This is a genomic window from Arthrobacter mobilis (assembly GCF_012395835.1).
Taxonomy (GTDB): Bacteria; Actinomycetota; Actinomycetes; order Actinomycetales; family Micrococcaceae; genus Crystallibacter; species Crystallibacter mobilis.
Genome location: NZ_JAAZSQ010000004.1, coordinates 186,142 through 200,301, shown reverse-complemented (window position 1 = coordinate 200,301; position 14,160 = coordinate 186,142). Strand labels below are relative to the sequence as shown.

Here is a 14,160-nt window from a genome sequence, read left to right as displayed (position 1 = left end):
TGGCCGGCATCACATAATCTGAATAGTCAATCAATTTGATGAGATCGATAAGGCCAGCTGATGAGCGAATTCACCCTGAGGCAACTGCAGTACTTCGTCGCCGTGCTGGACCATGGTTCCGTCACCGCAGCGGCGCGCGAATCCAACATTTCCCAGGCTGCGGCCTCCATGGCCATCGCGCAGCTGGAGCATGCCGTGGGGGTGGACCTGCTGATCCGGACCCGGTCGAAGAAAGTGGTGCCGACACCTGCCGGAACGGAACTGGCGGCACGCGCCCGGCGCATCCTGGGCATGGTGGGCGAAATCGAGACGGCGGTGGCCGGCGGCTTCGACCAGATGCGCGGCGAACTGCGGATCGGCTGCATGGCATCGGTGTCCCCGCGGCTGATGCCCGGCCTGGTCGAGCACTTCACCCGCAGCTACCCGGCCGTGAACGTGACCTTCCGGGAAGGCGGCGCCGTCGAACTGCAGCAGGGGGTGCTTGAGGGGACGCTGGATCTGGCCTTCGTGTATGCCCTGCAGGCCTTGGACGGGCTGGACCAGGCGGAGGTTGCCAAGGTGCGGCCGCAGCTGATGCTGGCCGCCGGCCACCCGCTGGCGGGACGGGAGAGCATCTCGCTGCGGGAGGTCCAGGACGAACCGGCCATTCTGCTGGACCAGCCGCCCACGATCGAGCGGGTGACCGGGATGATGCGCTCGGCCGGCATCGAGCCGAAGCTGCGCTGGCCCAGCACCAACATGGAAACCATCAGGTCCCTGGTGGCCCGCGGGCTGGGCTTCTCCTTCGTGAACTCCAGGCCGGCCACCACGGTGACCTTCGATGACCGGCGCGTGGCCTATGTCCCGGTCTCGGACGAGCTGCCGGACAACGCCATCGTGGCCGTCCTGCCGCCCGGAGTGCGTCCGCCGCGGCGGGTGGAGGAAGCGATCCGGTTCAGCCGGGAAGACGCCGCCCTCAGCGGTGCGGGGCAGGCACCCGGGGAGACACCGTGAGCTCGACGGCGGTTTCCAGCCGCGGATGCAGGTGGTCGCCGGCGTCGACCACCCCGGTCTTCCACCACAGCTTCAGTCCCTCCGGGGTGTCCTCCAGGAAGGCCAGGCAGTTTTCGAACCAGGGCCCTTTCAACCGGGACCAGCGGAACGGCGGGTCGGGGACCTTGGCCGAGCGCGCCACCAGCGCGCCCACCGGCGCGGCCAGCCCGTAGGAGGAGACCGCCGTGAAGGACCTCATCAGCCGGGGCAGCGGATTGCGGATGGGGGAGCAGACGGCCTGCACGATCCGGCTGCCGCCGGTCCGCTCCACTTCGGACACATAGGAGAAATGCACGTCGCCGGAGAGGAACGTGATGGTTTCGGGAGCGGGGCCGCGCTTGCCGTCGGCCACTTCGGCCACCATGTCCGCCACCTTCCGGAAGCTCTGCTGGAACGCCGCCCAGTGTTCCAGGTCGGCTGCCTGCCGCAGCTTCTCGCCGACCCAGGCGAACACCTTTCCCCAGGCACCTTCGGAGAGGGCCTCGTTCCACGATTCGATATGGTGCAGCCCCATCGGCAGCAGGAACGGCAGCGAGGTGCCCACCAGCAGGTGGCGGAATCCGCCCTGCAACCGGCTGTCGAGCCAGGCCATTTCCTGCTCGTCGAGCAGCGAGCGGTTCCGGGGATCCAGCTCGCGGGCGGCGCGGGAGTCCACCATGAGCAGCCGCACCTCGCCGAAGTCCCTGCAGTAGCTCCACCGGTAGCTCGCAGGTTCCCGGTCCGCCCGCGCGGCGAAGTCGTCCAGCACCGCGCCCAGGTCGAGTTCGGCCTCGTCCTCGTGCCGGGCAACCTTCTGCCAGATTCGGTCCTCGGCGCGCTGGGCGGGCGAGAGGTTGCCCAGATGCTGGTAGACCCAGTAGGAGGCCAGCCCTGCGACGATCCGTTCATGCCACCAGTCGGTGGTTCCTATCTTCTTCTTCCAGGACAGTGAGGCGTTCCAGTCGTCGCGGATGTCGTGGTCGTCGAACATCATGGCACTGGGCAGGGTGGACAGCAGCCAGCGGTTGGCCTCGTCGGACCAGGCCAGGGAGTAGAGGTGGGCGTACTCCTCGTAGTCCTTGAGCTCCTTGCCGGGCGGCTCGTCCATGTCGCGCCGGGCCCGGATGAACTCCTGCATCTGCTCGCTCGTGGAATCGGCGTAGACCTGGTCCCCGAGGAACACCATCAGGTCGGGCCGGGCGCCGCCGTCGCCGGAGGCCATCCGCAGCGCGTAGGCGCGCATGGCGTCGACGCCGTGGGTCCGGTTGCCGGATTCGTCGTGCGGGACGCTGGTGCGGCAGGACCCGAAGGACAGCCGCAGCGGCCTGTCCGGCTCCAGCGTGGCGATGACCGGCGGCGGAAACCCGGCGCCGGGCTCCGGCCACACCGCGGCCCCGTCGATCTCCAGGGTGTAGGGCGTGACGCTGCCGGGTGCCAGCCCGCCAACCTCGACGAGGGCGTAGTGGTGGCCGTGTACCGCGAAGGTCCGTGCCGTCCAGGCGTTCCCGCCGGCCCGGACGGCGACGCGGGCCGTATCCCGGGTCTCCACCCAGATGCTCGCGGTCGTTTCGTCGACATACCGCATCATGGGGCCGAGCACCAGCGGGGATTCCGTCATGACTTAGTTGTACCTGCTTGCTCCGCCCCCGGCTAGCGTGGCTAGCCGCCCTGGTCCCCGGGTTCCAGGCGGAAGTCCTGCAGCTGCACTATCCGCCACTGTCCGACGTCCCAGCTCTCGCCCGGCGTGCAGGTGATCGCGAAATCGGCGGCCAGGCTGCCGGCGATGTCGGACGCGGCCGGAAGGGTGCGCAGCAGCAGCCAGTTGCCTTCGAGCAGTTCCGGGTTGTCCAGGGCTTCGCCCAGCTGGATGGCGTTCAGCCCCGCGGCTCCCCGGTACACGCGCACCGGGACCCGGCCGCCGTCGGTTCCCGCGGTTGCGGCCGCGGCGAAATAGTCACCTGTGAATTCCATGCCACGAGTGTACGCGCCGGCCGGCGGCTGCGTCCGGGGCCGCCCCGGTCCTCAGGGCATCGTCTGGCTGAGTATCGCCGGGTCCTTCCGGCCGTATGGCATCCGGATGCGCAGCGACCGGGGCTGGACCCGCAGCGACAGGTGCGTGCCCTTGCCCAGTGGATCGCCGTCGATCTCGATCTCCTGCGGCACCAGCGCCTGGATTTCGGCGGACTTGCACTGGAAGTATTCGATCGACGGGTCCGATCCCTTGCCGCGCCGGATCAGGCCGGCAATGACCGCGAGCCAGCCCAGCTTGCCGGTGGGGGCGACCGTCATGATTTCCAGCAGTCCGTCGTCGAGCCGGGCGCCGGGAAAGATCTCCAGCCCGCCCACGATTTTCCCGCAGTTGCCGCCCATGACGCTGCGGACGCGGCGGTAGAACGGCTTCCGGCCGTCGATGCTGATCCTGGTACGGGCAGGTTTGCCCGGCAGGTTGCGGATTCCCGCGTCCACGTAGGCCAGCCAGCCCACCTTGTCCTTGAGGTCGTCCCGGGTATCGCCCATGACCGCGGCGTCGAAGCCGAGCCCGGCCATCACCAGGAAGACGTGGGAGTCCTGGGCATGGTCCACGTTGATATGCACCACGTCGATCCGCCGCTCGGTCCCGTTCAGGGCGTCCAGGACCGCAGCCTGCGGGTCGTTGATGCCGATGTCCAGGTTGCGGGCCAGCAGGTTCCCGGTCCCGAGCGGCAGCAGGCCCAGGGGCGTGTCGGTGCCGGCGAGCACCTCCGAGACGCAGCGGACGGTTCCGTCGCCGCCGGCAGCCATCACCAGGTCCACGCCTTCCGCCAGCGCCTGCTTGGCCATGCCCTGCCCGTGGTCGTCCACGGTCGTCTCCAGCCACAGCGGCTCGGCCCAGCCCTCCTGCAGGCACAGCTTCGTGGTCAGGGCCCGCAGATCCTCTGCGGTCTTCTTGGTTGGGTTGAATACCACGGCGGCGCGCTGCGGATCGGATCCGGCCATCATGTCCTTCCTGGTTGGGAACTTCAGTTGCACCGCCACAGGGCTCGGCGGACCTTTTCTATGCACCAGCTTTAGCACATGCTGGGGTGGAACACAGGAGGCTTCATGCGATTCGGAGCAAGCAGATTGGCGGGCGAGGGTTTCCGGCGGGTGTTCGGCACGATTAAGGCCATCCGTCCGGACCGCCCCATCCATCCGGCAGGGGTGGCCCTGACCGGAGTCGTGGAATGCCTGCCGGCTGGCCGGGCCAGCGGCGTGTCCTGGCTGGACACCCCCGGCACCGCCCCGGTCCAGGCCCGCCTGTCCCGCGCGGCCGGCCTGCCGAAGGCACTGCCGGATGTCCTGGGCCTGGCCCTGCGGGTTGCCGACGGCGCCGGCAGCTTCGACATCCTGTTCTCTTCCACCGGCCTGTCGCGGCCCGGCAGGTTCCTGCTGCTGCCCCGCCGGAAGGTGTCGGGGGCCGCGTTTTCCACGCTGATGCCGTACAAGGGCACCCGCGGGCCGGTCCTGCTGGCCGCCCGCACCCTGGGCAGCGCCGCACCGCTCCCGTCGCCGCCGGAGGACTTCCGCCGGGCGCTGCGCGGGCGGACCTGGACCCTGGCCCTCTACCATGCCCGTCCCTGGGGGCGGTGGCAGCGGTTCGGGACGCTGTCCCTGGGACTTGATCCGGCCCGCCCCGACACCGGACTCCGGTTCGACCCGGTGCTGCATCCGCTTCCCGGGGCGGCCGTTTACGAGTGGACCCGCCTGCTGCGGGAGCCGGCCTACAGCAGGGCCAGGGAACCGGCCCCGCCGGAATGACGCGCTGGCGGTAATTTAGCGGACATCGTCGAATCTGCCACTATTCCGGAGTGTGTGGGCTGCCGAGCATTGAAGGTATGGAGATTCTCGGTTTCATCACCCTCACCGTTCTCATCGTCCTTGCCGCCTTCGCCATCCACGCGCAGCGTTCCGGGGGTGGCTGGCCGGGAACCGGAAGCGGCTGGCCGCAGCCCGGTGCCGGCCAGTCCGGATCGGCAGCGTTCCACAGGCACTGACCGGCGGGTGGGACGTCGGCCGGCCGTGCCATCGGGAGGTTCCCCTGCACGCAGCCCAGGGCCGTGGCCGGGCTAGGCTGGGTCAGTGAACTACTTCCTGCGCAAGCCGTGGCGGGGCCGGATCGGCGCCCTGCTGGGCATCCTGCTGATGGGGCTCAGCCTGCGTCCGGCCGTCTCGGTGGTCTCCCCGCTGCTGGGCACCATGGGCCCGGAGCTCGGGTTCGACGCCGTGACCATCGGCGCGCTGGCGATGCTGCCGCCGCTGGTCTTCGCTGCGGCAGGACTGGGAACTCCGGCGCTGATCCGCCGGGCGGGGCTTGAACGGGTGCTGGTCGCCTCCGTGCTGCTGGCGGTGGCCGGGCAGTTGGGGCGCGCCGCGGTCGGCGGAGTCTGGCCGTTCCTGATCCTCTCCGCCCTCGTCATGGCCGGCTACGGCATGGGCAACGTGGTGCTGCCGCCGCTGGTGAAGAAATACTTCCCGGACCGGCTGGGCCTGGTCACGGCCGGGTACGTGACGCTGCTGGCGGTCGGCACCGCCGCAAGCCCGCAGCTGGCGGTGCCGGTGGCCCGGCTGTCGGACTGGCGCCTGTCGATCGCCGTCTGGGCGCTGATGAGCGCGCTGGTGCTGCTGCCCTGGGCGGTGCAGCTGCTGCGCGACCGCCAGGCGAAGCGGGCCGGGGACGACGGCGGCGCAGCGCACGCGGCGTCGGCCGCAGGCACGCCCGCCAAGGCCGGCGGCGCGGCAGCCGTGCCGTCCGCACCGAAACCGGTGCAGCACCTGAACCCGTGGAAGTCCCCGGTGGCCTGGGGCCTGGCGATCTTCCTGGCCGGCAACTCGGCCCAGACCTACGTGTACTTCACCTGGCTGCCGCCGTACCTGGCCGGCCAGGGCCTGGACGTGGCGGCGGCCGGTTCCGCACTGGCGTACTTTGCGATCCTGGGCCTGCCGGTGAGCCTGCTGGTGCCGCTGGTCGTGCCGCGGATGCGCAACCCCATCTTCGCCATCCTGGTGTTCACCGCCTGCTGGATCGGCGGGCACCTGGGCCTGTACCTGGCCCCGATGGCGGGGACCTGGTGGTGGGTCACCTTCGCCGGCCTGGGCCAGGGCACCTTCGCCACCGCGCTGCTGATGATGAACCTGCGCTCGCGGACCACCCACGGCGCCTCGGTGCTGGCCGGTTTCAGCCAGGGCATCGGCTATGCCGGGGCGGGGCTTGCGCCGCTGCTGTTCGGCATTGTCCGGGACGCCACCGGCAGCTGGACAGCGTCCTTCGCCCTGCTCGCCGGCTGCGTGCTGGTCATGCTCGCCGGGGCGGTCATGATCAACAAGCGCCGCTACATCGAGGACACTCCCGCCGCCCATCCCAAAAACCGGCCGGTGGACGCGGCTGTCGGCTCAAAAATCGGCCGGTAGATGCCGTCCCAGGCGAACTTCCGGTCAGGATCGGCGGCCGGTCAGCGCCGGCGGCCGAAAACCAGCGAGGCCACGGCGGTGGCCGCGCTGACGGTGTAGACCGAGGGCCAGGCCCCGATCTTCTTGGCCAGCGGGTGCGACAGGCCGAAGGCCGCGAGGTAGGCGCCGGTCAGTGCCGCCGCGGTACCGGTGCCTGCCTCGCGCTGCCAGATGCTGTAGGCAGCACCTCCGGCGGCGGCCAGCACCGCGCCGCCCAGGGGCCGGTTGCCGGTGGCCCGGGCAGTCTTGAAGCCGCCGATCAGCCCGGCGCTGGTAATGAGCGGGGTCAGCAGGGCACTCATGGCATCTCCTCGGATCGCTGGATGCCCCCAGCCTATAACGCGAATGGACGCGCCACGCCCCGGACCCGGGCAGCGGATCCGGGGCGCGGCGCGCCCGGGAGCCGCCGTCGCCGTTGTCCGCTACTGCCCGCGGCGAGGCAACCCGCAGCGGGCCATCGAATCGGCGTAGGCCTGCTGCATCTCGTCCAGCCATTGCGCCTGCTTCTCCGCCGAGCCGGCGAAGCCGCGGCCGCTCAGGGACCGGACCTTGTAGGTTTTGAAGCCGCGGCGCCAGAGCAGCGGGTTTTGGGTCTTCAGCAGCAGGGCCGCCAGTTTGTGGGCCTCGGTGCCATGGGCCACCAGCGTGCAGGCCCGGGGAGTGAGCGCCAGCAGGCGCAGCAGCGGCTTGAGCCCGGCGGCAATCTGCTCCGGGGCGAGCTTGCCGTTGGCCTGGCCGGGGGTGAACCACGGGTGGACGTTCCACGGCATGATGCATTCCGGCCGCAGCCCCAGCTGCCACTGGATGCCCAGCATCCGGGTGGTGGCCTCCTGGTCGCCGGCCTCGATGAAGCCGGAGGCGGGAGCGCTGCCGGTGTTGGAAAAGAGGCTGACCACGCGGGCTTCCTCGGCGTTGTGGACCGGGTCCACATAGGGCACCTCGGTGCCCGGTTTCAGGTCCCGGAGTGAATCGCAGAGCCGGTTGACCTCGGCGATCGTCTCGTCGAACCGGCGGTCGTGGAGCTGCTCGTGGACGGAATCGGTGGCCAGGCCATGCATGTAGGGCTGTGTCTCCTGCAGGATCGTGCGCGCACACCCGAGTCTGCGGTCGGGCCGCGGGGCGGGGCGTGCGGGTGGGGCGGCAGCTGGGGGAGCTGGCCGCCTGAACGGGCCGTACAAGTCTACCGGCCGAGGGGCCACGCCGCGAACGAAGAGAGCGGTGGGGAGGCCGGCAGGCGTGAGCAACCGGCAGCCGGCAGATTCGCCCGCCCCGGTGTTCGCTGGCTCACGCCCGGCAGGGCCCGGTCAGCGCAGGCCGCGCAGGCGTTCCAGCTCCCGGCGTTCCTTCTTGGTGGGCCGGCCGGTGCCGCGGTCGCGCTGTGGCAGGCCCAGGGCGGGCATGGGTGGACGTTCCGGGGTGTGGTCGGTGAAGCAGTGGGAGGCGGCCTCGGCGCCCACACGCTTGGCGATCAGTCGCCTGACCTCCAGGATGCGTTCGTAGCCGGGCTGCCGGACGCGGATGGTGTCCCCGGGCACCACCGTCTGGGACGCCTTGGCCGGGTTGCCGTTTAGCCGCACATGCCCGGCGCGGCAGGCAGCGGTGGCCGCGGAGCGGGTTTTGTAGGCGCGGATGGCCCAGAGCCAGGCATCGATCCGGACGGTGCTGGGAGAGCTGGTGGATGTGCTCATGGTGGAACCTGAGTTTAGCCGACCCCGGACGACGGCGGATGCGGCGCCGTCCGGCCCCGGAGGGGCGCCGCAGGGTGCCGGCCGCGCGGATTCGGGCGGCCGGGCGGCGGATAGTACCGTTGAGCGGTTGGATTTCATGCCGGATCGGCATTTACGGAAATAGGAAGGGGAGATCGGTATGGCCGTGTCACAACACGAAACCGAACCCTCATTGAAAAAGGTTCTCGGACGCTTGGACGTCCTCGCACTCGGCTTCGGCGCCATGATCGGCTTCGGCTGGGTGGTCCTGACCGGAGGCTGGCTCGAATCAGCCGGCACCATGGGCTCGGTAGCGGCAATGGTCACTGGCGGCGTCATCATGGGTGTCGTCGGCCTGACCTATGCGGAACTGTGCGCCGCAATGCCCAAGGCTGGCGGCGAGCATAACTACATCATGCGGGCAATGGGCCCGCGCACCTCGTTCATCGGATCCTGGGCCATTATCGGCGGCTACGTGACCATCGTGGCCTTTGAAGCGGTGGCCCTGCCGCGGACCGTGCAGTACATCTTCCCGGACCTGAGCCAGATCAAGCTCTGGAACGTCGCAGGCTTCGACGTGCACCTGACCTGGGCGCTGGTTGGTGCCGTCGCCGCCGTCGTCATTACGTGGATCAACATCCGCGGCGTCAAGGAAGCCGGCATCGTCCAGAACTTCGTCGTGCTGTTCCTGCTGGCCATCGGACTGGTGATGATTGCCGGAGCCTTCACCGGCGGCGAAGTCTCGAACATGCAGCCGTTCTTTACCGGCGGCATGAACGGGTTCTTCGCCGTGCTGGTCGTGGTTCCGTTCCTCTTCATCGGCTTCGACGTCATCCCGCAGTCCGCCGAGGAAGTGAACATCCCGGCGCGGCAGATCGGCAAGCTGGTAGTGGTTTCGGTCATTCTGGCCACCATCTGGTACGTCATGGTGGTGCTGACCACTTCCTCTGCCATGACTGCCGGCGAACTTGCCCAGACCGACATCGCGACGGCCGACGCAGTGGGCGCCATGTTCGGCTCCGACCTCATGGCCAAGGTGCTTATTGCCGGCGGCATCGCCGGCATTCTTACCTCCTGGAACTCCCTGCTGCTGGGGGCGTCCCGGCTGATGTTCTCGCTGGCCCGCTCCGGCATGCTGCCGGCATGGTTCGGCCGCCTGCACCCGAAGTACGGAACCCCGCACAACTCCCTGCTGTTCATTGGGACCCTGAGCTTCCTGGCGCCGTTCTTCGGCGTCCAGATGCTGGGCTGGCTGGTGGATTCCGGTGCCCCGAGCATCGTGCTGGCTTACACCCTGGTGGCCATTTCCTTCCTGATCCTGCGCCGCCGCGAACCCGGGATGGACCGTCCGTTGCGCGTTGGCGGCAGTGGCAAGGGCGGCCTGGTGATAGGCGTGGCCGCAGCAGTGCTGGGCGTGGCCTTGTTCAGCCTGTACATGCCGGGCATGCCGGCCCAGTTGGGCATCGAACCCTGGATTCTGTTCGGGTTGTGGTGGATCATCGGCATTATCTACCTCTTCCGTGTTCCGGCCGGCATCAAGCCGGGGCCGGAAGCCGAAGAGCATGTGCTGGCCGCGGTGCGGCAGCGCTCCCGCTGAGTCCGCTGAGCGCACTGACACCCATGCAGGTGGAGTAACAGCGGCGGCGGCACCTTCCGGTGCCGCCGCCGCTGTTGCCTGTCCGATGTCGGATGGGGCGCGGGGACCTGCCGTGGCGCGTGAGCGCCCCGATCCTTATTCGGCGATGTAGAGCAGGCGCTTGTTGACGAATTCGTCCATGCCCAGGGGTCCGAGTTCGCGGCCGAAGCCGGAGCGCTTGACGCCGCCGAAGGGCAGGTCGGCGCCTTCGCCGACGCCGTTGACGTTGGTCATGCCGACCTCCAGGCGCTCGGCCAGGGCCCGGGCGCGTTCGGTGTCGGTGCTGAAGACGGCCCCGCCGAGCCCGTAGGGGGTGTCGTTGGCCAGCTTCAGGGCTTCTTCGTCACTGGAGACCTTGTAGACCACGGCGACCGGGCCGAAGAGCTCCTCGTGCCAGGCGCGCATTTCGGGGGTGACCCCGGTGAGCACGGCCGGCTCCAGGTAGGCGCCGGGACCGTCGACGAGCCTGCCGCCGGCGTGCAGGGTGGCGCCCTTGTTGACCGCGTCGCGCAGCTGCTCGGCCAGGCCCTCGGCAGCGGCGCGGGAGGAGAGCGGGGCGAAGGTGCCCGGCGCCTCCTCGGCCGGGTTGCCGGGCTTGAGGTTTTGGGCCTGGCGGGCCAGTTCGGCGACGAACTCGTCGTAGATGTCCTCCATGACGATCATGCGCTTGTTGGAGTTGCAGGCCTGCCCGGTGTTCTCCATCCGGGTCTCCCAGGCGGCCGCCGCGGCAGCCTTGACGTCCGCGGCGTCCAGGACCACGTAGGGGTCCGAGCCGCCGAGCTCCAGCACGGCCTTCTTCAGGTTGCGCCCGGCGATCGCCCCGATCGCCGCGCCGGCCCGCTCCGAGCCGGTCAGGGACACGCCCTGGACGCGCTCATCGGCGATGATGTCCTCGATCTGCCCGTGGGAGGCGAAGACGTTCACGTACGCGCCGGCCGGCACCCCGGCATCGTCCATGATCTGCTGGATGGCCAGGGCCGAGCGCGGGCAGGTCTCGGCGTGCTTGAGGATGATGGTGTTGCCCAGGACCAGGTTCGGGGCCGCGAAGCGGGCCACCTGGTAGTAGGGGTAGTTCCAGGGCATGATGCCCAGCAGCACCCCGACGGGGCGCTTTTCGATGACCGCCCGGCCGCCGCCGATGGCCTTGATTTCCTGGTCCGCGGCCAGGGCCGGGCCCTCGGTGGCGAAGTAGTCGAAGATCTCCGTGCAGAACTCGGCCTCGCCCTTGGACTGGGAGAGCGGCTTGCCCATCTCCTCGGTGATGATCGCGGCCAGTTCGTCCGCCCGCTCGGTGAACAGCTGCCCGACGCGGGCCACCACCTTGGCCCGCTCGGCGATCGGGACCTCCCGCCAGGACAGGTAGGCTTCGTGCGCCGCGGTCAGGGCGTCCTGGATCTGCGCGTCGGTGGCGGTGGGGAACTCCTCCACCACCTCCCCGGTGGCGGGGTTCTGCACGCGGTAGCCGAGTTTCGTCGACTGGGAAGTGGTTGTCACAGCCAAGGCTCCTATCTGGTGTCAAGGCGCGGCTGGGTACAGGAAAGCCGCCCTGTTGCCATCATTTCGCGGAAGTCCGGAAATGTGAAATGAACAACATTCATAAAGATACTGCGTCGCCGGGCATTTGGAAACTGCTGTTCAAGTTGTCCGATCCGGCTGCTAGATTCACGACTGCACCGGCCGCTGGCCGGCCGGCGCACCAACCCATCAATGTCAAGGGAGTGCCCCATGCCAGTCCGCAACGAACCTTGGCCCGTCGGAGCCCCATGCTGGATCGACTGCCAGGTTGACGACGTCCAGGCCGCCCGCAGCTTCTACACCGCCCTCTTCGGCTGGGACGTCCAGGACGGCCCGCAGGAAGCCGGCGGTTACCTGATGGCCCTGCTCGGCGGCAGCCCGGTGGCCGGCATCGGACCCAAGCCGCCGAACGCAGGCCCGATGCCCAGCGTGTGGACCACCTACCTGGCCACCGAGGATGCCGACGCGGCGGCCGCGGCGGTGACCGACGCCGGCGGCAGCCTCATGATGCCGCCCTTCGACGTCCTGGACGCCGGCCGGATGACGGTGGCCATGGACAACGGCGGAGCCGCCTTCGGCCTGTGGCAGGCCAAAGCGCACCACGGCGTCGGCCGCTACGGTGAGCCCGGCACCCTGGTCTGGAGCGAGCTGCACACCCGGGAGTACCAGGCCGCCAGGGACTTCTACGCCAAGGTCTTCGGCTACAGCTACGAGGACCTGGGCGATACCGACGAGTTTCGCTACGCCACGTTCAAGCGGGCCGACGGCGAGGCCGCCGGCGGCTTCTACGATGACCGCAGCATTCCGGCGGGCGCGCCGAACTACTGGCTGGCCTGGTTCGCCGTCGAGGACGTGGATGCCTCGGTTGCCAAGGCGCAGGACCTGGGCGCCCAGGCCCTGTTCCCGCCGACGGACAGCCCCTATGGGCGCATGTCCATCCTGGCCGGCGCCCAAGGCGAGGTGTTCGCCGTGATCAAGCCGCAGATGCCCGACGCCGGCGGCGCGGGCGGCTGAGCAGTGCGTCCGGCCGCGGCGGCGCGGGCCTGGCGGCGGGGCCGCCGGCGGCCTGCCCCGCCGTCCCGGGCTGCCGGCGGGTTGCCCTAGAATCGACGGGTGCTTGTCCGGAACCTGAGAGCAGTCCACCCGGCGTGGATCATCGCAGTCCTGACCTTGCTCGCGTTGGTGGCCGGGGCGGCCTTCCGATCTACGACCGGGGCGCTGTTCGAGCCGCTCGAATCCGAGTTCGGCGGGACCCGCACCGGCACCAGCGGCGCCGTCACGCTGAACCTGGTTGTCTACGGACTGACGGCGCCCTTTGCCGCCGCGGCCATGGAGCGGCTGGGCGTCAAGCGGGTGGTCATCGCAGGCCTGGCGCTGACCGCGCTGGGCAGCGGTCTGACCGTGGTGATGACCGAGCTGTGGCAGCTGTGGCTCCTCTGGGGCCTGTTCGTCGGCACCGGCACCGGCGTCATGGCACTGGTGTTCGGCTCGATCGTGGCCAACCGCTGGTTCGCCACCCGGCGCGGGCTGGTGATGGGCTTCTTCTCCGGAGCCAACGCCTGCGGGCAGCTGGTCTTCCTGCCGCTGATCGTCGCCCTGACGCACCATCCGGGGTGGCGGGCAGCCGCCCTGGCCAGCGCGCTGGTGGCCGCCGCCATCATCCCCTTCATGGCGCTCTTCTTCGCCGACAGCCCGCAGGCCATCGGGCGCCGGCCGTTCGGTGAGGACCCGGCGCAGCCCGTGCCCGCGCCTGGCCCCGCGAAAATCTCCGCCGGACGGCTGGCGCTGACGGTGCTCCGGGACAGCCTCTCCTCCCGGGCCTTCTGGATCCTGGTCTTCACCTTCTGGGTCTGCGGCTGGTCAACCAACGGGTTGATCCAGACACATTTCATCCCGGCCGCGCACGACCACGGCATGCCCGCTGCCACGGCGGCCGGACTGCTGGCCCTGATCGGCGTGTTCGACATTGCCGGCACCGTGGCCTCCGGCTGGCTGACCGACCGCTTCAACCCCGCGCTGCTGCTGGTCGCCTATTACGGCCTGCGCGGGCTGTCCCTGGTCTTCGTCAATTCCCTGCTCGGGCCCGGCATCGAGCCCCCGCTGTGGCTGTTCATCGTGTTCTACGGGTTGGACTGGGTGGCCACCGTGCCGCCGACCGTGGCGCTGTGCCGGATCCACTTCGGCCTCGAACGGGCCGGGATCGTCTTCGGCTGGGTCTTCGCCTCGCACATGGTCGGTGCCGGCGTGGCCGCCGCGGCCGCCGGCTGGATCCGCGAGTCCACCGGCAGCTATCTGCTGGCCTGGGTCTCCGCCGCCGTGCTGTGCGGGCTGGCCGCGCTCTCGCTGCTGGCGCTGCGGCGGGCTCCGGAACCCGAGCGCGAGCCCGTGCCCGAAGCCGCCGCCTGAGTGAAAAGGTGGTCCGGGAGTCCACCCTGGCCTGCCGCTTCATGCCCCCTTGCATCCGGGCGCAACGGGCGTATCGTACGAAGGTGGGGGACACAGCGTAAGGATTCCGGCCCGCCCGGGCCCTCCGTGAGGGAGTACACCATGCGTGACAAGTCGCCGCATCGGCATGAGCAGAAAAAGCAGTCCAAGGGGCTGACGATCAAGCAAAAACGGGCGGAAAAGCGCGCCAAGGCCACCGGTGGCGCTCCCGCCGATCCGGTGGCGCATCTGCGGAAGCACTGACGCCTGCCAGGAGCCGGACGCGGCTCCGCACGACGGCGGTGCCCGGTTGGGCCGGTTGGCCTGCCCGGACGCCGCCGTCGCCGTTCCCCGGCCGGGCGGCAGGACACGCCGGTAGGCTGTTCCCCCGGACGGTGCGGA

At 69.7% G+C, this 14,160-nt stretch carries 15 protein-coding genes; 8 read left to right on the top strand and 7 right to left on the bottom strand.

The window, feature by feature from the left end; translation table 11 throughout:
- The first annotated feature begins 60 nt into the window (after positions 1–60).
- Positions 61–993, top strand: coding sequence for a LysR family transcriptional regulator (locus HGG74_RS06960; RefSeq protein ID WP_168485625.1), 933 nt, complete (start codon positions 61–63; stop codon positions 991–993).
- On the opposite strand, the gene HGG74_RS06955 is transcribed toward HGG74_RS06960, so the two are convergent.
- The 3 genes from HGG74_RS06955 to HGG74_RS06945 are packed head-to-tail and all read right to left on the bottom strand — an operon-like array spanning position 956 to position 3,990.
- Positions 956–2,629: an alkaline phosphatase D family protein gene (locus HGG74_RS06955; protein WP_168485624.1), complete on the bottom strand. Its 1,674-nt coding sequence runs from the start codon at positions 2,627–2,629 to the stop codon at positions 956–958. The two genes, HGG74_RS06960 and HGG74_RS06955, sit on opposite strands and share 38 nt — an antisense overlap.
- Before the next feature lie 41 nt (positions 2,630–2,670).
- A complete protein-coding gene (locus HGG74_RS06950; RefSeq protein ID WP_168485623.1) occupies positions 2,671–2,982 on the bottom strand; it encodes a hypothetical protein in 312 nt (103 codons plus the stop codon).
- A gap of 51 nt (positions 2,983–3,033) precedes the next feature.
- Positions 3,034–3,990: a diacylglycerol/lipid kinase family protein gene (locus HGG74_RS06945; RefSeq protein ID WP_168485622.1), complete on the bottom strand. Its 957-nt coding sequence runs from the start codon at positions 3,988–3,990 to the stop codon at positions 3,034–3,036.
- 102 nt (positions 3,991–4,092) lie between these two features.
- On the opposite strand from HGG74_RS06945, the gene HGG74_RS06940 reads away from it, so the two are divergent.
- The 3 genes from HGG74_RS06940 to HGG74_RS06930 all read left to right on the top strand — a co-directional run bounded on the left by HGG74_RS06940 (position 4,093) and on the right by HGG74_RS06930 (position 6,438).
- Positions 4,093–4,788, top strand: coding sequence for a hypothetical protein (locus tag HGG74_RS06940; protein ID WP_168485621.1), 696 nt, complete (start codon positions 4,093–4,095; stop codon positions 4,786–4,788).
- Positions 4,789–4,865: 77 nt separating this feature from the next.
- Positions 4,866–5,024: a hypothetical protein gene (locus HGG74_RS06935; RefSeq protein ID WP_168485620.1), complete on the top strand. Its 159-nt coding sequence runs from the start codon at positions 4,866–4,868 to the stop codon at positions 5,022–5,024.
- A gap of 85 nt (positions 5,025–5,109) precedes the next feature.
- Positions 5,110–6,438 (top strand): MFS transporter, encoded by a 1,329-nt coding sequence (locus tag HGG74_RS06930; RefSeq protein WP_312856770.1) that lies wholly within the window; start codon positions 5,110–5,112, stop codon positions 6,436–6,438.
- A 41-nt stretch (positions 6,439–6,479) separates the two neighbouring features.
- Here the strand turns inward: HGG74_RS06930 and HGG74_RS06925 are convergent, their stop codons facing one another.
- The 3 genes from HGG74_RS06925 to HGG74_RS06915 all read right to left on the bottom strand — a co-directional run bounded on the left by HGG74_RS06925 (position 6,480) and on the right by HGG74_RS06915 (position 8,165).
- Complete coding sequence (locus HGG74_RS06925) at positions 6,480–6,779, bottom strand: hypothetical protein (protein ID WP_168485619.1); 300 nt, start codon at positions 6,777–6,779, stop codon at positions 6,480–6,482.
- Between the two features lie 120 nt (positions 6,780–6,899).
- Complete coding sequence (locus tag HGG74_RS06920; RefSeq protein ID WP_168485618.1) at positions 6,900–7,535, bottom strand: uracil-DNA glycosylase family protein; 636 nt, start codon at positions 7,533–7,535, stop codon at positions 6,900–6,902.
- Positions 7,536–7,781: 246 nt separating this feature from the next.
- Positions 7,782–8,165, bottom strand: coding sequence for an Hsp15 family ribosome-associated heat shock protein (locus HGG74_RS06915; RefSeq protein ID WP_168485617.1), 384 nt, complete (start codon positions 8,163–8,165; stop codon positions 7,782–7,784).
- Between the two features lie 178 nt (positions 8,166–8,343).
- On the opposite strand from HGG74_RS06915, the gene HGG74_RS06910 reads away from it, so the two are divergent.
- The gene (locus HGG74_RS06910) at positions 8,344–9,780 is read left to right on the top strand and encodes an APC family permease (RefSeq protein ID WP_168485616.1); all 1,437 of its coding nucleotides are present in this window, start codon (positions 8,344–8,346) and stop codon (positions 9,778–9,780) included.
- A 135-nt stretch (positions 9,781–9,915) separates the two neighbouring features.
- On the opposite strand, the gene HGG74_RS06905 is transcribed toward HGG74_RS06910, so the two are convergent.
- Entirely contained in the window at positions 9,916–11,313 is a 1,398-nt protein-coding gene (locus HGG74_RS06905; protein WP_168485615.1) for an NAD-dependent succinate-semialdehyde dehydrogenase, read from the bottom strand.
- 231 nt (positions 11,314–11,544) lie between these two features.
- Here HGG74_RS06905 and HGG74_RS06900 point away from each other — a divergent pair, with 231 nt between their 5' ends.
- From HGG74_RS06900 to HGG74_RS06890, 3 genes are all read left to right on the top strand, one after another.
- Positions 11,545–12,348 (top strand): VOC family protein, encoded by an 804-nt coding sequence (locus HGG74_RS06900; RefSeq protein WP_168485614.1) that lies wholly within the window; start codon positions 11,545–11,547, stop codon positions 12,346–12,348.
- Between the two features lie 99 nt (positions 12,349–12,447).
- A complete protein-coding gene (locus tag HGG74_RS06895; RefSeq protein WP_168485613.1) occupies positions 12,448–13,740 on the top strand; it encodes an MFS transporter in 1,293 nt (430 codons plus the stop codon).
- A 141-nt stretch (positions 13,741–13,881) separates the two neighbouring features.
- Positions 13,882–14,022, top strand: a complete 141-nt coding sequence (locus tag HGG74_RS06890) for a hypothetical protein (RefSeq protein ID WP_168485612.1) — start codon at positions 13,882–13,884, stop codon at positions 14,020–14,022.
- Positions 14,023–14,160 lie beyond the last annotated feature (138 nt).